This is a genomic window from Novosphingobium sp. BAM6, from assembly GCF_057784955.1.
In genome coordinates, this window is the sequence record NZ_JBYNTR010000002.1 from 1 (window position 1) to 22,905 (window position 22,905).

The window sequence follows — 22,905 nt, forward strand, 5'->3', positions numbered from 1 at the left end:
CCACTCATCCCCGACTTCAACCTCGGAGAGCATGTTGCCCGTCAGTGTCTGGCGACCGTCGCAGAAGCGTGCTCCGCTGCGGTGAGAGGCCCTCTAAGACCCATCAGTGAGTCGGTCAACAGCCTTTTCAAAAAAAGTTCATCTAAATCCAAGGATCGGCAGATTTCTGCGATTTCAATCGCTTGGGCCAAGCGATTAACGCCTCTTTGGTTGTCACCGTGAAATGCGGATGCCCCGAATCTGCGGGAGATTCGGGGCATCCGCACGTAAATTAGACAGAATCAGGCTATGTCGAGCGCGCCGGTCAAATCGCCAGGGGCTGCTCCTCCTGCTGCGATCATCGCTTTCTCACGATGGGCCAGCCCCTCCAGTTTCTCCAGACCGAAGCGCCGGGTAATGAAGCGGGCGATCGAGCCGGTGTCATAAACCGTATGGTCGACATAGCCCTTGCGCGCATGCGGCGAGATGACGAGCGCCGGAATGCGAGTGCCCGGCCCCCAGCGATCACCCTTCGGCGGCGCCACGTGATCCCACCAGCCGCCGTTCTCATCGAACGTGACCACGATCAGCATGCGATCCCACTGCGGGCTCTGACGCAAGGCATCGATCACGGCGGAGATATGCCGGTCGCCTGCGTCAATGTCCGAGTAGCCGGCATGCATGTTGAGATTGCCCTGCGGCTTGTAATAGCTGACCGCAGGCAGCCTGCCCGCCTGCGCATCCGCAAGGAAGTGGTTGGTACGCGGCGTATCGCCCATACCGCCGTCGCGCAAATGCTCCGCCCGATCCTTTGTGCCGGGGGCAAAGCGCTGAAAGTAATTGAAGGGCTGGTGGTGAGGCTGGAAGTTGGGCCGCGAAGGGAATTCTTCGTCGTTCGCATGCCCATCGAGCGCCGCCTGCCAGCCCCCCGCATACCATGCCCACCCGATAGCCTTGGCTGAAAGCATATCGCCAATGGTCTTGTGCTTCTGTGCGACCAGCGTGTGCGAACTCGTCGCGTCGGCGTAGGCCGGATTCTCGGCATCGAGCTGATAGGTCGGCGCATAGGGCGGCAACATCGTGTTGACGGCGTAGAAGTCCGGCGTGAGGGTACTGGGCACGAACTTCACCGGGCCATCGAGCGCACTGGGGGGCGAGGTCGGCGCAAGCTTCAGGCGGATGCTGGTCGGATCTGCGTCTTCCAGCTTGGCGATGCTCTTCACCGCCGGGCTCTTGTCGGCATCCGGGTAGAACGGTGCTGTTGCCGAAATCAGATACTGGTGGTTGAAGAACGAGCCGCCGAAGCCGCCCATGAAGAAGTTGTCGCACAGCGTGAATTCGCGCGCGATCTGCCACAGGCGCAATTGCGAACGCATGTCGCCGTAGTGCCCCATCACCAGCGCGCCGCTGTCTCCCCAGGCAACGAAGCCGTCGTTCTTGCCGCCATTGATCTGGTGCTGGTTGTTGTAGAACGAGTGAATGAGATCGCGCGTGACGACGCCGTGCGGCAGCGGATCGCCCTGCGGTGTCTGCAGAGCAAACGGGGCATTCGGCAGCGTCGGCAGATCGTCCGGCCCGATCTGATACTCGGTATGCTGCACGACCTGCTTGTCAGGAACGAGCCCCTCCCAGATCTTGGGCAGATGCGGCAGCAGCGAGCCGTCGCGATCACGCTGGGCGGTGCGCTCGGCCGGAACATTGGCCAGCGGCTCGGCAAGCCCCGGGAAGTCGGCGAACAGATTATTGAAGCTGCGATTCTCGGCATAGATCACGACAACCGTATCGATCGCCACGGCAAGCTGGGCATCCGTGACTGGCCGTGAGCCCACCTTGGGGCTGGCAACGCGCGCCTCGGCAGACGTGCTGCCGCTCGCGACACTGGCCGCGCCCAGAGCCGCCAATCCTCCAAGGAACACACGCCGGTCGGTGCTGAGGGGCTTGCGGTCTTCGGAATCGTTCTGGCTCATCGGGGGCATACTCCTGTCTGGCGCGGCTGCTACGCCCCCTTTGTGACCACACGGCGACGATCGTCAATTGCAACGGCAACGATTCTCGCCAGCGCGTCCGCCTATTTCGCGCCCTCAGTCCACCGGCACGAGCCGCATCGCCGCACCGCCCCCCGGCGCCAGCCAGAGCGGATAGACATCGCCTTTCGCGATCGTCACGGTGTCATAGGCGATGCGGTGACGCGCATCGGTGAGGTAGGTTGCCCCCGCCCCGTCCTTCCATACCGACATCCGGTAACGCTTGCCTGCCGGCAGGAAGTCGAACCTCAAGGTCAGGTCACGCGCGGTTGCATCGTTGACCCCGCCGACGAACCATTCCTCGCTGTTGCGGTCCTTGCGCGCGAAGATCGCATAGTCGCCCACCTCACCGGCGATGAGATGGCTCTCTGCCCAGTCGGTCGGCACATGTTCGATAAAGGCCATTTCGCGCGGGTGCGCCTTGAGGTTCTCGATGAAGTCTGCCGCCATCTCGATCGGCGAGTAGATCGCAAGGTACAGCCCGAGCTGCTTGGCCAGCGTGGACGCGAGCGGCGCATGATCGGCGCCTTCCAGGCTCAGCACGCCGGGCGTGAAATCCATCGGCCCCGACAGCATCCGGGTGTAGACCAGCGTCGGCTCATGATCCGGCCCGTTCGCAAAGGCACCCCAGGCGTTGTATTCCATGCCCCGCGCCCCTTCGCGCGAGACCCAGTTGGGATAAGTGCGGCGAAGGCCTGTATCCTTGACCGGCTCGTGCGCGTCGATGGCGATGTGGTGGCGGGCAGCCGCCTCCACCACGGCGAGGTGATGTTCGACCTGACGCTGGCCGTCATGCCATTCCATGCGCAGCGGTCCCGCCGGATCGCCCGGCCGGTCGCTGTCGGCGATGATGCCGCCCCCATCGGCGACATAGCCGGTCTTCACCACCTCGACGCCGTGCTGTTGGTAGAGCGCCATGGCGTCTTCGAGGTGATGTTCGTAATTGGCGATATTGCCTCCGGTCTCGTGATGGCCGATCAGATGGACGCCCTTCCTCGCGCCGTACTTCGTCACCGCATCGAGATCGAAATCGGGCGTCGCCTGCGTAAAGCTGAACTCGTCGCCATGGCCGAACCAGTCGCCGTTCCAGCCCTTGTTCCAGCCTTCCACGAGCACCCCGCGAAAGCCGTGGGCGGCGGCAAAATCCATGTACTGCTTGGTGCGTGCCGTGGTGGCGCCGTGACGCGGCCCTTCGGCCCAGGTCCAGTCGCCGCGGATCATGCCCCACCAGATGCCGATATAGCGCGCCGGATGGACCCAGCTGACATCGCCCAGCTTGTTGGGCTCGTTGAGGTTGAGTTCGAGATCGTTCTCGACCAGCCCGGCGGCACTGTCTGCAATGCGGATCGTGCGCCAGGGCGTGTCGAACGGCAGATCGCGCACCACCCGCGCCCCGCCTGACCCCGGTGAAAGCGTCGTGCGGAACAGCTGACCATCGGCGCGCTTGAACCAGTACCCCGAATAGTCGACCAGCGCTGCCTCGTGGAACGCCAGATGCGTGCCGTCGTCGAGCCGCATGGTGATCGGCGTATGCGCGGTGGAGACGGCATCGATCGGGGTCTTCTGATAGACCTGCTCATAGCGGTTCCACTCGCCCCCCGGAATCCACCACGCCGTACCCTTGGGGGCAATCGAGAACTCGGTCGTCTCATCGGCGATACGCATGGTCTTCAGGCCGGGCTGCTGCGGCATCTCGTAGCGGAAGCCGATACCGTCATCGAACAGGCGGAATCGGATGTTCATCAGCCGCCCGCCCTGCTGCGGCGACTGTTGCAGGCGCACCAGCACCTCGTTGTGATGATCGCGCACGAAGCGACGCTCGCCCCATGGCTGCTCCCAGGTGCTGTCGGCGCTGGCAGTCTGGCTGCCCAGAATCGTGAAGCCGCGAACGAGATTGAGCCCGTCGGTCAGGATGAAGCCCAGCTTCGAAGGCGCGATCAGCAGCTTGCCCTTGCGCGACAGCGACCAGACCGGGCGACTGTCGTTGTCGATCGCGACGGTCAGCACCAGCGAGCCATCCGGGGAGGTTGCCGTCACGCTCTTCGCCGGAACAGCGCTGGGCGTGCCGACTTGCGCCAGGGCAGGCGCCGTCTGGGTGAGCGTCGTCAGGGCCAGGCCGGCGGCGGCCATCAATCCAAACGGTTTCATGCAAGGTCTCCTTCGCGTATCCAGATTGCGCCGAAACGCGGCAGAACGCCGGGCTTCGCGCCGTTGACGGCGACGAGCACCTGCCCGGCGGTGGTAATGATATCCGGCCAGCCGCTATCGTACCCTGCCAGCTCGAAAACGGCGATCACGCTTTGCCCGGCTTCACGACGACGCAGCACAAGGCGGCTCTCGTCGGCCAGCAGCACATCGCAGGTTCCCCGGCACAAGGCAGGCGACGCGCTGCGGACGGACAGAAGATCGCGCGTCAGCTTCAACAGCGATTGCGCATCCGCCTCCTGCCGATCGACAGCGCGCGCCAGATTCTGTGCCGAGAGCGGCAACCACGGCGCCCCGGTGCTGAAGCCGCCGTTCCGCGCCGCGCCCTGCCACGGCATCGGCGTGCGGACACCGTCGCGGGACAGGGTAAGCGGCCAGTTCGCGATGGCCTCGGGGTCCTGTAGCTGCTCGAACGGCACCTCGTCCTGCAGAAGGCCGAGTTCCTCGCCCTGAAAGAGGATGGGATTGCCGCGCAGCGACAGCAGCAGCATCGCCTTCATCCGCACAAAGGCCTCGCGATCCTCAGGCATGCACCAGCGCGACAGGGCACGGGGGGCGTCGTGGTTCTCGAAGGCCCAGCTCGGCCAGCCCGCCCCCGCTTCGTCGCTCCATGCCGCCAGCGCCCCTGCGACAAGAGCGGGCGTCAGCGCCTCTGCATAGAGGAAATCGAAGCCATAGGCGCTGTCGAGCCGGGCGCGGCCCTTCGTGAAGTGCTGCATCTCGCGCCGCGCATCGCGCCCGCCGACCTCAGCCAGCGAGAACGTATCGGGATAGCTGGCGATCAGCGCCTGCAACCGCTCGATGAAGAGGACAATGTCCGGGTGCGACTGGTTGTAGGTCTGCAACTGGAAGTCGAACGGTCGCGTCCGCACGCTGCCGTCATCGGGGGCAGGCGGATTATCGCGCAGCAGCGGGTCGTGCATCGTGAAATTCAGCGCATCGATGCGGAACCCGGAGACGCCGCGATCCAGCCAGAATCGCGCGACGTTCAGCAAGGCCTCCTGCACCTCGGGCAAATGACAGTTGAGCTGCGGCTGCGCACTGAGGAAGTTATGCAGGTAATACTGCCCCCGCCGCGCGTCCCAGCACCACGAAGGCCCGCCGAACACGGATTGCCAGTTGTTCGGCGGCGAACCGTCGGGCTTGGGCTCCGCCCAGACGTACCAATCCGCCTTGGCGTTAGTGCGATCGCTGCGACTTTCCGCGAACCAGGGATGCCGGTCCGAGGTATGGGCATAGACCTGATCGACGATCACTTTCAGGCCAAGATCACGCGCCCGCGCCACCAGTGCATCGAAATCGGCCAGCGTTCCGAAGATCGGATCGACGTCGCAGTAATCAGCGATGTCATAGCCGAAATCGACCATCGGCGAGGTGTAGAACGGCGAAACCCAGATGGCATCCACGCCCAACCGGGCAACGTGATCGAGGCGACTGGTAATCCCGGCAAGATCGCCGATCCCGTCACCATTCGCATCCATAAAGCTGCGCGGATAGATCTGGTAGATCGCCGCGCCGCGCCACCATTCGCTATTGGTATCTGTCATTGCGAACCTTTCGGGTCGTCCGTTTTCTCAGGGCTTCGCCGCACAGACCGCGAAGTCGAAGGGCGCCAGCGTCACCTCCAGCGAACCCGGTGCCGCCACATTCGCCGCACAGCCTTCGCCCGCCAGAACATCGAACCGGCTCGCCCCCGCCTCGACCTGCACCGGCGCCGACAGCGGCTTTGCCGAGGTGTTGAAGGCCAGCAGCACTTCGCGCCCGGTCACCGGATCGAAGCGCGAGACGGCGAACAGCCCCGGCGTGTCCGAGGATGCCCGCAGTACCGTGCGGCCATCGGTCAGCGCCGGGGTCGCCCGGCGCAGTCTCGCCAGGCTGGCGATGAAACGATACAGCGGCTGCTGCGGATCGAAGTTCGATGCCGCCGTGCTCGCCGAACTGCCCACCAGCGCTTCTGCATTGTAGAGCGCGACCTGCGAGGGAAACATGTCCTGCCGTGCACGCTGGTCTCCGTCGGTCCCGGCAAAGCCCTGCTCGTCGCCATAGTAGATCGTCGGTACGCCACGCAGGGTCAGCAACATGGCATGCGCCAGCCGATCCCGCGCGAGGATTTCCGCTGGCGAGGCCTTGGGGTTCGCCTTTTCAAGGAACATCGCGATCCGCCCGGCGTCGTGATTGCCCAGAAACGTCGGCAGTTGCATCGCCGCTGCCTTGCCCCCTTCGTAGAGGGCATCGTCCTCGACCATGCGGGCCAGATCCTGCGAGCCTGCGTTGCCGCCGGTCGCCGAAATCACCGCGTGCATGAAGGCAAAATCCAGCACCGCAGGCAGCCCGGAGTTGCGCGTCCACGAGGCCAGCAGAGCGGGATCGTATCCATCCGTGGTCACTTCCCCGAAGATGTGGAAGTTGGGGATACCCCTGGCCTTGGCGCGCGCCTGCATCGCGGGCACGAACTGGCGCCAGAATTCGGGATTGACGTGCTTGGCGGTGTCGATGCGGAAACCGTCGATGCCGAAGCGGTCGATCCAGTCCCCGTAGATGTCGATCATCCCCGACACCACGCGCGGATTCTCGGTCGCCAGATCGTCGAGGCCGACGAAATCGCCGTATTGCGCGCTTTCGCCCTTCCAGTCGGTATTGCCGCGATTGTGATACCAGATCGGGTCGTTCAGCCAGGCCGGCACCTTTACATGCGCTTCGCCTTTGGGAACGACAGGCGTGTAGGCAAAGGCCGGGTCGACAAGCTTGGCCCAGTTCGCCAGATCGGGATTGTCGTCCCCTGTAAACCCTGCGTTGATAGGCGCCCCCGATACACCGCCCTTGCGGGAGAACGGATAGGCCGCTTTCGAGCGATAGGGATAACCCTGCGCCGCGCCTTCGCGATACTGGATCACGTCTGCCGTGTGGTTGACGATGATGTCCATGTAGACCTTCATGCCCCGCGCATGCGCAGCATCGACCAGCGCCTTGAAATCGGCATCGGTGCCCAGATGCGGATCGACGTGGGTGAAATCGGTAATCCAGTAGCCGTGATAGCCGGCGCTTTCCTGTCCCTTAGGCCCCTGCACCGGCTTGTTTCGGAACACCGGCCCGACCCAGATTGCGCTGACGCCAAGATTCTGGATATAATCCAGCCGTTTGGTCAGCCCCTTGAGGTCGCCGCCGTGGTAGAAGGCCTTGTCCGAAGGATCGAACCCGGTGTGCAGGCGATCGCCCTTCAGCCCGCCGTGATCGTTGCCAGGATCACCGTTCTCGAAACGGTCGGGCAAGACGAAATAGATCACCTCCTGCTCGGGCTTGCGGGCGCGCATGTCCTCGACCGGCCCCGCCTGCGCCGAACCGACCGCAAGTGACGAGAATGCGGCGGCAAGCAGGAATTGGGTGGGGCGAAAAGGATGAAACACGAAACATGTCCTCTGCATCAGCTTTGCGAAGCGGGAGGGCGGCGTGCCGAAAACATTCCCGGCACGCCGCCGCTTTTGCACATCCGGACGGGGAGGATTGATCCGCCCGGTCGTGCCCGTCCGCTCAGGGGAAGCGGACAATCGGGTTCACTCAGAACTTGTAGGTGAAGCCCGCCAGGAACCGGCGGCCATACCGCTGGTAGTCGATCACCTGACGCGTATCGCCGGGGTTGCTGGTGATGAACGGCGCATCGGTGAGGTTCTGTCCCTGAATGTAGAGCGAGAGGCCCTCCAGCGCACTGCCGGGCTGGAAATCGTAGCCGATCTGCGCATCGACGATGGTCTCCGCCGCCGCGCGGCGCCGCACGCGGTTCGCGCCGAAGCCCGAGACTTCACCGATGAAGGTCGAACGATAGCGCACCGATCCGCGGGCATTGAAGCCCCACTTCTCGAAGTAGGCGGTTCCGTTGATCACCCATTTGGAATAGCCCGGCAGCGCGCTCGACGGTTCACCCGGCTGCGGCGCGATCTTCGACTTGGTGTACGATCCGGAGCCGGTGAAGCCGAAGCCGGACAGCGCGGGCACGATCTCTTCCAGCGGCAACGTCGTCGCCAGTTCCACACCGTAGAGCTTGCCGCCGTTGCCGTTGATCGGCACGTTGATCTGCGCCGTCGGCGAGACGCTGATGCCATCGCCGGGGCTGGCAAGTGCCAGCTGGCTGGTCGGGATGGTGATGTCCTGATTGTAGACGTAGGTCTTCAGGTCCTTCCAGAAGAACTGGGCCGCCAGATACCCCTTTGCGCCGAAGTACTTTTCAAGGGTCAGATCGAGCGCATTGGCGCGCCACGGGCGAAGGTCGGGATTGCCCGAATCCCCCGTCACCTGCGCCACGTCGCCGGTGATGGTGTAACCGACGCTCAGCGAGGCCCGCATGTCGTCGAGGCGAGGACGCACGATTTCACGCGCCGCCCCGAAGCGCACCACAAAGTCGTTGGGGAAGCGCAGAGACAGGTTGAGGCTGGGCAGAACGTCCCAGTAATCGGTGCTGGCATTGCGCTGCTCGGACCCGACGTTGGGCGAACCATTGGCATTGGTGCCCAGCAGCACGGCGGTGGCGCCGCGCGATTTCTGCTCGGTCCAGTTCGCCTGCACGCCGACGTTGCCGGTGAACTTCGCCGCGCCCACATCGGCATCGAAGTTCGCCTGCAGGTAGCCCGTCATCACCCGCTCGTTGATGGCATAGCTCTTGACCACGACATCGCCGTAAGGGTTCGCGACCAGATTGTAGATGCCTGAGTTGATCAGCGCGACCGGATCGTAGCTGATCACCGGGCCAAGGCCGAGATAGGAAAGCTCGGTCGTGCCCTGACGGAACTCGTCCGGCACCGGAACACTGGTGGTGCCATCGGTGTTCGCCTTGAGCCCCAGGAAATACTCCTGCGGCACCAGCGACTTGGAGCGGTTCGTGTAGTTCCAGCCCGCCTGGATCGAACTGAGCGCCCCATCCATCTTCTTCTCGACGCCCAAGCGGTACTGCCACAGCCGGTCGCGGATCATGCGGTTGTTGTAATAGCCGTCCTGCCCGCCAAGGATCGTGGTGCCGTCGGTGCCGATCTGGGTCCCGCCCCAGCCTTGCGGACTGGTGAGCAGGATCGTGTCGTAATCGCCGTAATCGAGCAGGTGCGTGAAGCTCGCCCCGTCAGACGCGCTGTGGAAGCCGATCGAATCGGTCGCGCCCGAACCCAGACGCCCGGTGCCCGCGTAAGTCTCGGCCACCAGTTCGCTGCGGTCTGTGCGCGAATAGCTGATGTCCGCCGTGGCATTCCAGCCGTCATCGCCTTCCCATGCGCCGTTCAGGCCGAAGGAATAGAGCTTGGCATGGCGCCGGAAGGCATCGTTGCGCACGATGCCCTTCACCTCGTCGAAGGTGCCATCGGTGATGAGGCCGTCCGAAGCGGTGTAGCCGTCGCGCAAGGGGGCCGGCCCCCAGTAAAGTGGCAGTTCGATGCCGCGCTTGATCTGGTCGTCCTTGAAATCGGAATAGAACCCGTCGAGCGTGAAGGTCAGCTGCGGTTCGGGCCGCCACTGCACGGTGCCGTTGACGCCGAGGCGCTTCAACGTGGTGGACGTGACATAGGACTTAGAGCCGCCGATCACCTTGTTGGTCTCGTCGACATCGGCATAGCCCCAGGAGTTGAACTCCTGAATCTGGTAAGGCTCGTTGGTATAGCTGGCGCCCAGTGCGACGCCGATGGTGTCGTTTGCGAACTGGTCGACGTACATCGCGTTGACGCGATAGCCCTTGTCGCGCGAACCGGCATTCAGCTTGCCAAGATCGGCATAGGAGCCCCGCGCGCCCACCGAGACGATGCGCTTGCCCGCATCCAGCGGCCGGATCGTGCGCATGTCCACGGTGCCCGAAAGCCCCTGCCCGATCAGGCTGGCCATCGGCGTCTTGTAGACGTTGACGGCACTGATCATTTCCGAGGGGTACTGGTCGTACTCCACTGCGCGGTTGTCGCCGGTCGAGGTCTGCTCACGCCCGTTGAGCAGCGTGGTCGAGAAATCGGGCGCGAAACCACGGATCGAGATCGCGTTGGAGCGGCCCGAAACACGCTGCGAGGTCAGCCCCGGCAGACGCGCGATGGACTCGGCGATCGAGGCATCGGGCAGCTTGCCGATGTCCTCGGCCGAAACCGATTCGACAATCTGCTGCGCCTGCTTCTTGCGGTTGACCGCGCTTTCCAGACTGGCCCGAAAGCCGGTGACGATGATCGTTCCTTCGGCCGGAGCCTCGTTCTCGACCGGGTCGGTCGCGTCCTGCGCCAGAACCGGCGTGGCGAAACCACCCAGCCCTGCGGCGAGAAACGCCGTGGCGATTGCCGTCAACGACGACCCGCGACGCGCGGGCGAATGCATGCGAAGCGACATCTCAATCCTCCTCCTCAAGTCCGGTACCCGGAAGATGCCCTTCCCGAGTCCCGTGGCCTGCCCGGCGATTGTTCGCCGTGGCGTGGTCCTTGCCCTGCGTTTAGACCGCGACGAGGCAATGCATAATATGGCATACGTATGCGCAACATTGCTGCAAACTGGATGCAACACAAAAGCCACGGTCGCACGCCCGTCCGGTCCCGTGGCCAGAATGCCATGACCGGCAGTGCATGACGATCCGGCGAACTGCGTGCAATTCCGGCAACGAATGGCACGGCAACGAACGCCAGCGCCGCAACAGGGGAGAGACAGAAGACTCATGGGACGAAAGCCCACCAACCGGCCGACCAGTTTCGACATCGCCTATCGCGCCGGTGTCTCGCAGCCCACCGTAAGCCGGGCGCTGCGCGGCCATCGTTCGGTCAGCGCCGAGACCCGTGCCCGGATAGAGACGATCGCGCGCGAGCTGAACTACTCGGTCGACAAGAACGCCTCGTCGCTGCGCTCGCAACGCTCGAACAGCATCGCCCTGCTGTTCTTCGAGGAGCAGACGCCGGACGATTCCAAGATCAACCCGTTCTTCCTCGCCATGCTCTCCTCGATCACCCGGCGCTGCGCCGATCACGGGCTGGACCTGCTGATCTCGTTCCAGAAGATGGAGGACGACTGGCACGTGCGCTATCAGGACAGCCACCGCGCCGACGGGCTGATTCTGCTGGGATACGGTGACTACACGCTCTATCGCAGCCGCCTGCGCCAGCTGGTCGCGCAGGGCACGCAGTTCGTGCGCTGGGGGGCGCTTGGCGAGCAGGCCATCGGCACCACCATCGGTTCGGACAACTATGGCGCAGGGATGCTTGCCGGGCACCACTTAATTGCCAATGGCGCGCACCGGATCGCCTTCATCGGCCAGGCGGACGAGCACTATCCCGAATTCGCCGAACGCTATCGCGGGCTCTGCGCCGCCATGGTCGAAGCGGGGCTTGAAGCCGATCCGGCGCTGGTCCGTGCGGCGATCAGCCACGAAGACCTCGGCCATGCCGCGATGCACGATCTGCTGGACAGCGGCGCACGGTTCGACGCGGTGTTCGCCGCCAGCGACCTGATCGCCATCGGCGTGCTTCGCGCGCTGGGTGAAGCCGGGCTTTCGGTCCCCGCCGACGTCCAGCTGATCGGCTTCGACGACCTGCCTGCCGCCTCGATGGCGCGCCCGCCGCTGACCACCGTGATGCAGGACTTGCGAGGGGCAGGCGAACGGCTGGTCGATGCGTTGGTCGCCCGGATCGAGGGGCGCGAGCCGCCCCCCGTCGCGCTGGAAACGCGGCTGGTGGTGCGCGGCTCGACCGGGCGATAGGCCCTGGGCGAGGCCATGCATTCGTATGCGTAAGGCCCCTCGCTTGTGAGAGGCCCGCGTGCATGCGATGCGGGCGGATCAGCCGACGCGGCACAAGTCTTGCGCGGCCTGTGAGAGGATCGTTGCCGCATGCATGACACCCGCCCCGACGATGCGCTTCGCCCGTACCACTGGCGCAAACCCCGGCAGGGTTGGGCGGGGCTCTTCAACATCAGCTTCGGCTTCTTCGGCATCCAGATCGGCTTCGCCTTGCAGAACGCGAACATGAGCCGGGTCTTCCAGTCGCTCGGCTCCTCGATCGAGGATCTGCCCGCGCTGTGGATCGCTGCGCCGCTGACGGGGCTGCTGGTACAACCGATCGTCGGGCATCTTTCCGACCGGACATGGCTGGGTCGCCTCGGGCGGCGGCGTCCCTATTTTCTGGCGGGCGCGCTGCTTGCCGCTGTCGCGCTCATCGCCATGCCGGTGAGTTCCTCGCTGCTGATGGCCGCCATGCTGTTGTGGATGCTGGACGCCAGCCTCAACGTGTCGATGGAGCCGTTCCGCGCCTTCGTGGGCGATATGCTCGACAGGCGCCAGCACACGGCGGGCTTCGCGGTGCAGACCGCCTTCATCGGCGCGGGCGCCGTGATCGGCTCGCTGTTTCCCTACCTCCTCGACCTCTGGGGCGTCAGCAATGTGGCGACGCCCGGCACACTGCCCGAAACCGTGCGGCTGAGCTTCCGCGTCGGCGGCGTGGCGCTGCTCGCCGCCGTGCTGTGGACGGTCCTGACGACGCGCGAATATGCCCCGGAGGAAATGGCAAGGTTCGGTGAAGACAGCGCAGCTTGCGATGGACCGGAAACCACCGCCGCCCTCGCCCGGCGTCACCCGCTGGCGGGGCTGGTGTGGATCCTCGCCGGGGCACTGGTGGCACTCGGCGTGAAGGCATGGGCGCTGGAGAAGGAAGTCTACCTCCTCGCCGCGCTGTTGGCGGGATACGGGCTGTGCGTGACCGTCGCGATCCTGATGGCCCGCGCGGGACGACCTGCAGGAATGCTTGGCGCCATCGTCGGTGACTTTTCCGGCATGCCGCCGATCATGAAGCGGCTGGCGGTGGTCCAGTTCTTCAGCTGGTCCGCACTGTTCATCATGTGGATCAACACGACGCCGGTGGTCGCCATGATCCAGTTCGGCACCGACGATCCGGCAAGTGCCGCCTACCAGCAGGCGGCGAACTGGGTGGGCGTGCTGTTCTCGGTCTACAACGGCGTTGCGGCGCTGGCCGCGCTGGCGCTGCTTCCGTGGCTCTCTGCCCGGATCGGCAAGGCCCGCACCCATGCGCTGTGCCTCACGCTGGGCGCAGCCGGATTCGCCGGGTTCATGCTGGTCCGCGATCCCCATGCGCTGATCGTTTGCGAAATCGGCATCGGCATTGCCTGGGCCTCGATCCTCGCCATGCCCTATGCGATGCTGGCCAGCGCCCTGCCGCAGGCGAAGCTGGGCATCTACATGGGGCTGTTCAACGTCTTCGTCGTGCTACCGCAACTGCTGGTGGCAACCGTGATGGGCTCGATCATGAAGGCGCTGTTCCCCGGCCAGCCGGTCTGGACGATGGCCTTTGCAGGCGGCACCCTGCTGATCGCCGCGCTGGTCTCACTTCGGGTGCGGGAGAACGCCTGAGAGTCCGTTTGAAAATTCGCGAAATGCGAATTTTGCGGCACCGGCCCTCTCCCCCACCCTACCACCCAACGGTAGTATCCTGCGGGTGGTAGGGTGGGGGAGAGGGCCGGTGCCGCCTCAAAAATGCCCCCGCAGGCATTTTTCAAACAGACTCTGACCTCAGACGCCGAGCAATTCCGCCACACGCGCCGCTGCCGGGCGCCAGTCCACGCCGCGCCCTTCGAGCCATGCCTCGTCATAGTAAGTGCAGCCGTAGCGCTCGCCGCCATCGCACAGCAGCGTCACGATGGAACCGCCCTGCCCGGCCGCCGCCATTTCCTCGATCACCTGCGCACAGGCCCACAGGTTGGTTCCGGTCGAGCCGCCAACATGGCGCCCGAGGCGATCCGAAAGCGCCCTCATTGCACCGATGCTCTGGGCATCCTCCACTGCGATCATGCGATCGACCACGCCCGGTACGAAGCTGGGCTCCACGCGCGGACGACCGATCCCCTCGATGCACGAAGCCTGACCTTCAGGCAGCGCTACTTGGGAGCGATCGGCATAGTGGCGGTGGAAGATCGAGTGGACCGGATCGGCGACGCACAACTGCGTCGCGTGGCGCTGGTAGCGGATGAAGCGCCCGATGGTGGCCGACGTGCCGCCAGTGCCTGCGCCGCAGACGATCCAGTCCGGCACCGGATGCTCCTCTCGCGCCATCTGCGCAAAAATGCTCTCGGCAATGTTGTTATTGCCGCGCCAGTCGGTCGCGCGCTCGGCATAGGTAAACTGGTCGATGTAGTGCCCGCCGGTCTCCGCCGCGAGACGATGCGCGGTCTCGTAGACGGTGCGCGGATCGGCAACGGTGTGGATCTCACCACCCTGGAAGCGGATTGCGTCGAGCTTGGGCTGCGCGGTCGACGCCGGGACCACTGCGATGAAGCGCAGGCCGAGCATCCGCGCGAAATAGGCCTCGCTCACCGCCGTCGAGCCCGAAGACGCCTCGATCACGCAGGTATCGGGACCGATCCACTCGTTGCACAGGGCATAGAGGAACAGCGAGCGTGCGAGGCGATGCTTGAGACTGCCGGTGGGGTGCGAGCTTTCGTCCTTCAGATACAGCGTGATCCCTGGATGGCGCGGCAGGTCCAGCCGGATCAGGTGGGTGTCCGCCGACCGGTTGTAGTCCGCCTCGATCCGCCGCACCGCCTCGGCCAGCCACGCCCGGTGAGAGGCGAGCGGGGTCGAAGCGGCGGCAGTGGTGGCGGTCATGAGGTGGCGTATCCCGAAGCGGATGAAAGCGAAGCGGCGCTACTAGCGGGTAAAGTCCATCTTGTCAGGCCTGCAAGATGCCGCGCGGCGCCATCGCCGCCGGACCGGGATCGGGGCGCCCATGGAGCAGGTTGCGCCGCAGCCCCACCAGCGCCACCACCGCGCGGCGGCGCTGCTCCACGCCTTCCCAGCGCGAGGCATGGCGCAGGCACGCATCGATGGCGCGTATCACGGCCTGCGGATCGGCCTTCTCGCCCTGCTCCACGAAAGTGCCGATCCGCGCCATCAGCACATTGATGGCACGCTGCGAGCCGGGCCTCAGACCCTGTGCGGTCTCGCGCAGTTCGGCCATGCAGATGCCGGTGCGGATATCGCGCAGGAGCGCCGTCACCACCGTTTCGGGGTCCATCCGCAGGAACGAGAGGCGCGGTGCGAGCACGGCGATGCGATCCAGCATCAGGTACGTCCAGGCTGAGAGCATTTTCGGTTTCGCTGCGCGGGCACGCTGAGCCAGTTCACGCCGCCCGGTGCGCAACATCGTCGTCACACTGCGCCTGAGGCCCGGAACGCGGGTCAGGCTCATCGCCAGGAGGCTGACCGCCGTGCCGAAGCCTTGCGCCATCGCCGTGTTCAGCACTTGCGGTACGGTCCCGCCGAAATTGTTCGCCAGCATCAGAAAACCGGGAAAGCTGTTGAACATGCCGATCGCGAAAAGGCCTGTGCTCCGGCGCGGCGTCAGCGCCCCCATGACCAGAAACGTCGGTGCCAACACGCCCGCCAGCGTCACGAAATCGGTCACACGCGGCAGGATCGCGCCGACGTAGATCACTGCCAACACACCCCCCGTGAAAGTCCCGAGCAGAACCTGCCGCATGACCGGCCGCGCATCGTCAAGGCTGGAGAACAGCGCCGTCCAAACGCCTGCGAAGATCACCGCCATCGCCCCGTCGGGCCACTCGGTCAGAATCCAGATCGCCGATGTGGTGAGCACGGCCAGAACCGTACCGATCGCCCCGCGCAGCGCGATGCCGTGGTCGCGATGGGTGAGGACGCGGCCTCCTTCGCTCTGACTCTGGGCCTCGCCCCGCAGCGGCAACCGGCGCTGGCGATCATGCGCGCCATGGTCGAGCGCGCCGGCCAGCGTGGTGCAGCGGTGCCAGCCGTCGATCATGATCTCCAGACGCCCGAGAAAGTTCGCCAGCACCGCATCTTCCCAATGCAGCGGATGCGCAAGCGTGGGCATCAGCGCGCGGGTCCGGCGCCGCAGGGCATCCCAGTCCGCCGGGCCGGTCTCATGATCGCCGACGGCCCGCGCCACATCCTGCCGCAGCATGTCCACGCTTTCCGGGACCGCTGCGCCCAATTGGCGCAGACGATCCTCCACGCCGCCGATGAACGGCAGCAGGCGAGACAGCTCCAGTTGCAACGCCCTTGTTGCGCGAGCGGTGGGCGAGCGAAAACCACTCTCGAACGAGAGGTGGACGATCAACTGGTGCAGATCGTGCAGGTCGGTCGCCAGCTTGCGCCGCTCCGCCTCGCTGGCGTTGGAGGCCAGCAGCAGCGCATCATGGAGCCAGCGCCGCACGTCACCCAGAATCGAGTGGACCCGGCGCCGGGTATGCGCCAGCGTCGATGTCGGCAGCACGACGATATGGACCAGCGTGCTGCAACTGATGCCGAGCAGAATCTCCTGCAGGCGCAGCGCGGCGATGGTGAAGATGTGGCCGGGATCGGAGACCGAAGGAAAGCCGATGATCGCCGCGGTATATCCCGCCAGCGCGAACGAGTAGGATCGTGGGCTGCGGTCGAGCAGACTGAGATAGCTGCACAACCCCAGCCACCCAGCCAGCCCCAGACACAGCAGTTCGGGCGCATTGACCAGCACCGGCACCATCAGCACCGCCACGATCGCGCCGGTGATCGTCCCGATGATACGGAACGCGCTCTTGGACAGCACCGCGCCTGCCAGCGGCTGCGCGGTGATGTAGGACGTGATGACCGCCCAGTAAGGCCGGTCCAGCCCGATCCGCATGGCGATCCACAGCGCCGCCATCGCCGCGACGAAGGCCTTTACCGCAAAGACCGCCTCGAACAGGTCGGTCTCTTGCGCGAGCGCAGTGATCCTACGATAGATGCGGCTGTCCAATGGTCGAACTCGAATCCAGTCATGTCGATGAACTGTCGGCACTACTTGCCATCGCCGATGCGGGGTCGTTTGTCGCGGCCGGGCGTGTGCTGGAGCGACATCCCACGGTGTTGTCCAAGCGTGTCGCTGCGCTGGAGCGACGGCTCGGCGTCAGGTTGATCGAACGCACCACACGCCGCATCCGCCTGACCGAGGCCGCCTTGCGGCTGGTCGAAAAACTGCGGTCCGCACGCGCGCTGATCGCCGAGGCCCAGCAGGAGGCCAGCGAAGGCGCCGTGCAACTGCGCGGCAAGCTGCGCCTGGCCCTCCCAGCCGCGATGGGCCGCATGTGGCTGGCCGCGATGCTGCCCGATTTCCTGGCGCGCTATCCCGATCTGGAGGTCGAGGTCGATTACGCCGAGCGTTTCGTCGATCTGGTGGCCGAGGGCTACGATGCGGCGGTGCGGGTCGGCGTGCTGGCCGACAACCGGCTGGTCGCGCGACGGCTTTGCGATCACCGCCGTATCCTCTGCGCCTCGCCCGGCTACCTCGAACGCCGGGGCATACCGCAGGCGCCCGCCGAAATCGCTGCCCATGCCTGCCTCGGGTTTACGGGCTATGCCTCGTATCCGGAGTGGCGACTGTCTGACGGGAAGCGGCGCGAAACCGTGGAAGTGCGCGGCGCCCTGCGTGCCAACGATACCGCCGCGCTGCTCGAAGCGGCGCGTGCGGATGTCGGCATTCTGGGGGTCGGCGAATGTATCGTCGCCCGCGATCTGGCGGCAGGAACGCTTGTGCGCGTGCTGCCCGAATGGAGCTTCGATACCGAGGCCGGCATCCATATCGTGCGCCCTTCCACCCGCCTCGCTCCGGCGCGAACCACGGCTTTCGCCGAATGGATCGTCGAACGGTTCACGCCCGCGCCGCCATGGGAGGCCCGGCGTCCCGGCGAAGGCTGACGGCGCGGGACAAGGCAAGAGAGGCGCAAGGGGAGGCATCGCGACTTTCCAGGGAAAAGCGGGAAAGCCAGCGCCCTTGCGCCCGAATGGCGCCTACGGCAATGCAAACAATTGCAGGACAATCCTGCATCTGTTGCAGCAATGGGGCGTTCTTTCTACCCTTCCGCGTCGAGCCCGCTCCAGCGATAGACCGCATAGCTCACCAGCCAGCACACCACGAAAACGCCGATGATGACAAAGCCCAGCGTGTTGAACTGGCCCGACAGCGCCGAGGCCCCCGACCAGACGCCGCCCGTCAGCCCGAACTTTTCGGACAGCAGCGCCGCCGTCTCGATCGAGCCGATCACCAGTGCGATCAGTGCCGAGATCGAGGTGATGACGATATTGTAGTAGAGCTTGCGGATCGGCTTCACGAAAGCCCACTCGTAAGCGCCCAGCATGATCACACCGTCGGCGGTATCGACCAGCGCCATGCCCACCGCGAACAGCACCGGGAAGACCAACACCGTGACCAGCGAAATCCCGTCCGCCGCATGCGCGCCGGACAGTCCCAGGATCGCCACTTCGGTTGCGGTGTCGAAGCCGAGGCCGAACAGGAAGCCGAGCGGCGCCATATGCCAGGCATGGTTCACCAGCCGGAATACCGGACGCAGGATACGCGCGATCAGCCCGCGTCCCGCGAGCAGCATGTCGAGGTCATCCTCTTCATAGCTGCCGCCGCGTCGCACCTGCTGGAAACGCTGCCAGACACCGCGCAGGATCGCCAGATTCATGATCGCGATCACGAACAGGAACGTCGCTGAAACGATCGTGGCGATCACCCCGCCCGATTGCCCGACGGCCTTGAAATCCTCGATAGAGCTGGCCGCCAGAGCGATCGTGGTCGCCGCGATCAGGACGATGGCGGAATGCCCGATCGCGAACCACAGCCCCACCGTGACCGGCCGCTGGCCGTCCTGCATGAGCTTGCGGGTAACGTTGTCGATCGCCGCGATATGATCGGCATCGACAGCGTGGCGCAGGCCCAGACTCCAGGCAAGCAGCGCCGTGCCGAGCATGACCGGGCTGTGATGGAACACACTGAAAGCCCAGCCCCAGACTAGCAGATTGACGCCTGCCAGCACGGCAAACAGCAGCGTGATACGCCCTCGCAGCGAAACGGAAGGAGGATAGGAACTTGCAACCATGGCGAAACGGGAACCTCTGTCGGCGTCAGCGAACCTGACAGGGGCCTGCCGCAAGCGGTCGACGCGAGACATGCCGGACGGACGCCAGCCTGCGTCCGGCCCCGCCCGGCCGATGCGGCCCCTGCCGCACGTTGCGTCGCTCAGACGGAAGTGTTCCGTGCCTTGGCCATCCCCTGGACCCGGGCAAGAGCGACCGGACGCCGGCAGGTCTCCTGGCTCACGGGTCAAGGCTCGATGCAAGGCCTTCCCGGGCCTCGCACGATTTAGCGTCCGACCCAGTGGCTGGCGGCTCGGGGGGTTCTCGCCCGTCCGCGCATATGCATCTCGCTCACCGCTTACAGTTGCAGGGACAGCTGCGGAATGGGGCGCATGAAAGGCGCCCGCACCGCATTCCCTATTAAGCCCCTTTCAGGGCACCGGCGCGATCCTGTCCAATGCTGACGTTACCGCCACCATCGCACCGAATGTACCTATGACGCGGTATCGTTCAACACAAGCGCCCTGCATCAAAGCCAATCAAAACCACGTCACAAATTTGATATTGACTTGCAGAAGCCATTTCACATAGCGGCCCAGCGCGCGGGTTTATAAAAACTGTTTGCAAGGGAATGTACCAATGAAGAGGGTTCTGACCGCCTTGGCCACCGGTGTCGCGACGTGCGCGCTGACCGTCACGGCCCATGCCGATGATGCTGCGGCAACAAATGACACTGCCAAGAAATCCGACGAATCGATCGTCGTGACGGCTCCGGCCACCCAGGACATCTCTTCCGCCACCGGCCTCCCCCTCACGATCGCCGAAACACCGCAAGCGGTGACGATCGTAAACCAGCAGCAGATCAAGGACTTCTCACTGCGCAACGTCAACGACCTGCTGGACCAGGTGCCGGGCGTCAATGTGGAGCGGGCAGAAACGGACCGCACGGAATACGATGCGCGCGGCTTCACCATCACCAACTTCCAGGTCGACGGCGTCGGCATGCCCCTGCTCTCAGGCGGCATCGCCTATGGCAGTCTGGACACCGCACTGTATGATCGGGTGGAAGTCGTGCGCGGCGCCAATGGCATGATGACCGGCGTCGGCAACCCCTCCGCCACCGTGAACTATGTGCGCAAGCGCCCGACCGACACCTTCCAGGCCTCTGTCACCGGCTACCTCGGCTCGTTCGACGATCATCGTGTCGAGGCCGACATTTCCGGCCCGCTCAATGCTTCGGGTACACTGCGCGCCCGCGTGGTCGGCGCGCATGAAGACAGTGATTCCTACCTCGATTACTATCACGTCAACCGCAACGTGATCGGCGCCGTAGTCGCGTGGGACGTGACGCCGGATCTCACCGCCACTGCCGGTTACAGCCGCCAGCAGAATAACGCCGATGGCGTGATGTGGGGCGCGCTGCCGATGACTTATTCGGACGGCAGCCAGATCAGCTACAAGCGCTCGGCCTCCACCGCCGCGCCATGGACCTACTGGAATACCCGCAACCAGAGCGCATTCGCCGAACTGAAGTACAATCTCGGCAACGACTGGTCAGTGAAAGGCACCTACACCTTCAACCGCATCCAGTACACATCCAAGCTGCTCTACGCCTACGGCTACCCCGATCCGGATACCGGCCTCGGCATCTCGGGCATGACCGGGATCTACCCAACGGACTACAAGCAGGACATTTACAACCTCGACGCATCGGGGCCGTTCCAGCTGTTCGGACGCCAGCACCAGTTGGCCTTCGGCGTTTCGACCGGCCGCAACAGCGGACATGAATACGAAGGCTTTTCGGATACCTATCCCGATTATCCGGCGGTATCCGAAATCGGCAACGTCACCATTCCGGAACCGGACGACTATCCCACGCCTGTTCTTCAGGCGCGCATGATCGATCGTATCACCCGCGTCTATGGCGCCATCCACTGGAGTATCACGGATCGCTTGACCGCGATCACCGGCGCTTCTGCCACCTGGCTCAAGTCCACCGGCGACAGCTATGGCGTGGATGAAGCGCGCAAGAACAGCAAGGTCACACCTTATGTCGGCGCGCTCTACGACATCACGCACAATGTGAAACTCTATGCCAGCTACACAGGTATCTTCAATCCGCAGAGCGAGGTCAACGCCGGCAACCAGCGCCTTGCGCCTGCAACCGGCAGCAGCATCGAGGCCGGTGTAAAAAGCGAGTGGTTCGACGGCAAGCTCTATGCCACGGCCGCCCTGTTCCGCGCGCACCAGAAGAATCTGGCCGAAGCCGCCGGCACCTTTGGCGACGATGATGTCGGCCCGGCGGGCGGCACATATTACGTCGGCCAAACCACCACATCGAAGGGCTTCGAGGTCGAAGTCGCCGGCAAGATCACACCGAACTGGACTGTGGGCGGCGGCTATACCGGGTTCACTCTCAAGACTCCGGATGGCGAGCGTGCCTTCACCTATATCCCGAACCGCACGCTCAAGCTCAACACGACCTACACCATCCCGCAGTTGAACGATCTCAAGTTCGGCGCGAACCTGCGCTGGCAGAACGCGACCCATATCGACGACAGCACGGTGCAGGATGCAGAAGGTAACGACGCCGTTGTCCGCCAGGGCCACTATGCCGTACTCGATCTGATGGCCGGGATGACCGTGACCAACGGCATCAAGGCCCAGATCGTCGTCGATAACGTGACTGACAAGAAGTACCTGAACAGCCTCGCCTGGGGACAGGCCTATTACGCCGCACCGCGCACCGTGATGGGCTCGATCACCTTCAGCTACTGATCCTGCAGTTTTGAAAAATGCGAAAAGGCGGCCTTCCCTAACGGAAGGCCGCCTTTTCGCATATCTGCTTCCAGCTGTGCTTATGACATGACCGACCGGAAACATCCTCATCCCAAGGAAGCTTCGACAATCACATTACTGAAAGAAATGGCGCACCCGACAGGAAAGGGCACCAACGCCGGATTTTCCCGGTTTTTCGCCACTTACGAACTCCCGGTCTCACGCTCGTAGTACCACAGTCAGTACCAAATGGACTGATAAGCCGCCTGCTTTTGTTGTCAAACCACATCTCCACCTTGAGCGGCCAAAACCCCAGACTTCTACGGTTACGTCGTCCATTTGCTGGGGCTAAAACCCTTAAAACGCGTTTTCGTGGAATTGTCAGTTAGCCAGTCAACCCGAGCAATTAAGCTCATTGTCCTTGCACCAGCGGGCGACGGCGACCAAAGCCCTCGGGTCGCCTCACCGCTTGACTGGCGATAGGCTCGATACCAGCGTGCTGTTGGCCTTGCATCACAGTCAGGAAGCGCGCGCGCCATTCATCCAGCACTTTGGCTGCCTTCCGTAACTCCGGCGCGTTAGCTTTCACGGCGTCCTTACTCTCGAAAAATATGATCTCCTGAACTGGCGAATGCAGATCGTTGGTGAGAAGCTTGAGGCTGAGACGCCTAATCCGCTCTTGCCGTGTTCTCGGCCCCCCACGGCTCCCGAGTAACGCTCCTACCGGGCCGAGCAGAGCTTCCCCTGCGACAGCGCCCACAAGCACGCTTCCAAGGGTCGCCTTATCGAGCGAGATACCATCCTTATCCACCTCAACAGCGACAAGCTGGTCGAAGCGATAAACATGAGCCATTCCGCCAATTCTGCCAACCGCGAACTGATTGCTGACCGGGTCCAACAAGAGCGCAGCAGCTTTGTCCGGCTGGTTGAAGCGAAGCGCTGGCGTGAAGCTCGGCAACGCAGCAAGCCGACGCTCCAGTTCCTGCTGCCGGGTCATATTTCGTATTAACATGAAAGCCACGAAGGCAAGCGAGCCGATAGCTATAGCGTAAAGCACATGACATCCCC

General features: G+C 64.1%; 14 protein-coding genes and 1 riboswitch. Of the genes, 5 read left to right on the plus strand and 9 right to left on the minus strand.

Annotated features, from left to right (window positions below):
- On the plus strand, window positions 1-222 hold a 222-nt coding region (locus AC3EC3_RS08690), incomplete at its 5' end, for a hypothetical protein (protein WP_488489239.1).
- Between the two features lie 59 nt (window positions 223-281).
- On the opposite strand, the gene acpA is transcribed toward AC3EC3_RS08690, so the two are convergent.
- The 5 genes from acpA to AC3EC3_RS08715 form a co-directional block, all read right to left on the minus strand.
- On the minus strand, window positions 282-1,946 hold the full coding sequence (gene acpA / locus AC3EC3_RS08695; protein WP_488489240.1) for an acid phosphatase: 1,665 nt from the start codon (window positions 1,944-1,946) through the stop codon (window positions 282-284).
- Between the two features lie 114 nt (window positions 1,947-2,060).
- On the minus strand, window positions 2,061-4,151 hold the full coding sequence (locus AC3EC3_RS08700; RefSeq protein ID WP_488489241.1) for a glycoside hydrolase family 97 protein: 2,091 nt from the start codon (window positions 4,149-4,151) through the stop codon (window positions 2,061-2,063).
- Window positions 4,148-5,755 carry an alpha-amylase family glycosyl hydrolase gene (locus AC3EC3_RS08705; protein WP_488489242.1) on the minus strand — a complete coding sequence of 536 codons (1,608 nt, stop codon included), beginning with the start codon at window positions 5,753-5,755 and terminating at the stop codon, window positions 4,148-4,150. The genes AC3EC3_RS08700 and AC3EC3_RS08705 overlap by 4 nt, the downstream gene beginning before the upstream one ends.
- A 27-nt stretch (window positions 5,756-5,782) precedes the next feature.
- The gene (locus tag AC3EC3_RS08710; protein WP_488489828.1) at window positions 5,783-7,519 is read right to left on the minus strand and encodes an alpha-amylase family glycosyl hydrolase; all 1,737 of its coding nucleotides are present in this window, start codon (window positions 7,517-7,519) and stop codon (window positions 5,783-5,785) included.
- A gap of 244 nt (window positions 7,520-7,763) precedes the next feature.
- Entirely contained in the window at window positions 7,764-10,544 is a 2,781-nt protein-coding gene (locus AC3EC3_RS08715) for a TonB-dependent receptor (protein ID WP_488489243.1), read from the minus strand.
- A gap of 319 nt (window positions 10,545-10,863) precedes the next feature.
- Here AC3EC3_RS08715 and AC3EC3_RS08720 point away from each other — a divergent pair, with 319 nt between their 5' ends.
- Both AC3EC3_RS08720 and AC3EC3_RS08725 read left to right on the plus strand, forming a co-directional pair.
- Window positions 10,864-11,898, plus strand: a complete 1,035-nt coding sequence (locus AC3EC3_RS08720) for a LacI family DNA-binding transcriptional regulator (RefSeq protein ID WP_488489244.1) — start codon at window positions 10,864-10,866, stop codon at window positions 11,896-11,898.
- 129 nt (window positions 11,899-12,027) lie between these two features.
- On the plus strand, window positions 12,028-13,560 hold the full coding sequence (locus AC3EC3_RS08725; RefSeq protein ID WP_488489245.1) for an MFS transporter: 1,533 nt from the start codon (window positions 12,028-12,030) through the stop codon (window positions 13,558-13,560).
- A 159-nt stretch (window positions 13,561-13,719) separates the two neighbouring features.
- Here AC3EC3_RS08725 and AC3EC3_RS08730 read toward each other — a convergent pair whose 3' ends face one another.
- A complete protein-coding gene (locus tag AC3EC3_RS08730) occupies window positions 13,720-14,811 on the minus strand; it encodes a PLP-dependent cysteine synthase family protein (protein WP_488489246.1) in 1,092 nt (363 codons plus the stop codon).
- A 64-nt stretch (window positions 14,812-14,875) separates the two neighbouring features.
- A complete protein-coding gene (locus AC3EC3_RS08735; RefSeq protein ID WP_488489247.1) occupies window positions 14,876-16,957 on the minus strand; it encodes an FUSC family protein in 2,082 nt (693 codons plus the stop codon).
- Between AC3EC3_RS08735 and AC3EC3_RS08740 the strand changes: the two genes are divergently transcribed.
- Window positions 16,957-17,895 (plus strand): LysR substrate-binding domain-containing protein, encoded by a 939-nt coding sequence (locus AC3EC3_RS08740; RefSeq protein ID WP_488489248.1) that lies wholly within the window; start codon window positions 16,957-16,959, stop codon window positions 17,893-17,895. The genes AC3EC3_RS08735 and AC3EC3_RS08740 overlap by 1 nt on opposite strands.
- Before the next feature lie 155 nt (window positions 17,896-18,050).
- On the opposite strand, the gene AC3EC3_RS08745 is transcribed toward AC3EC3_RS08740, so the two are convergent.
- A complete protein-coding gene (locus AC3EC3_RS08745; protein ID WP_488489249.1) occupies window positions 18,051-19,082 on the minus strand; it encodes a HoxN/HupN/NixA family nickel/cobalt transporter in 1,032 nt (343 codons plus the stop codon).
- Window positions 19,083-19,267: 185 nt separating this feature from the next.
- Window positions 19,268-19,518, minus strand: a riboswitch (cobalamin riboswitch).
- A gap of 180 nt (window positions 19,519-19,698) precedes the next feature.
- Between AC3EC3_RS08745 and AC3EC3_RS08750 the strand changes: the two genes are divergently transcribed.
- The gene (locus tag AC3EC3_RS08750; protein ID WP_488489250.1) at window positions 19,699-21,837 is read left to right on the plus strand and encodes a TonB-dependent siderophore receptor; all 2,139 of its coding nucleotides are present in this window, start codon (window positions 19,699-19,701) and stop codon (window positions 21,835-21,837) included.
- Window positions 21,838-22,249: 412 nt separating this feature from the next.
- On the opposite strand, the gene AC3EC3_RS08755 is transcribed toward AC3EC3_RS08750, so the two are convergent.
- Complete coding sequence (locus AC3EC3_RS08755) at window positions 22,250-22,894, minus strand: hypothetical protein (protein WP_488489251.1); 645 nt, start codon at window positions 22,892-22,894, stop codon at window positions 22,250-22,252.
- Window positions 22,895-22,905: the final 11 nt, after the last annotated feature.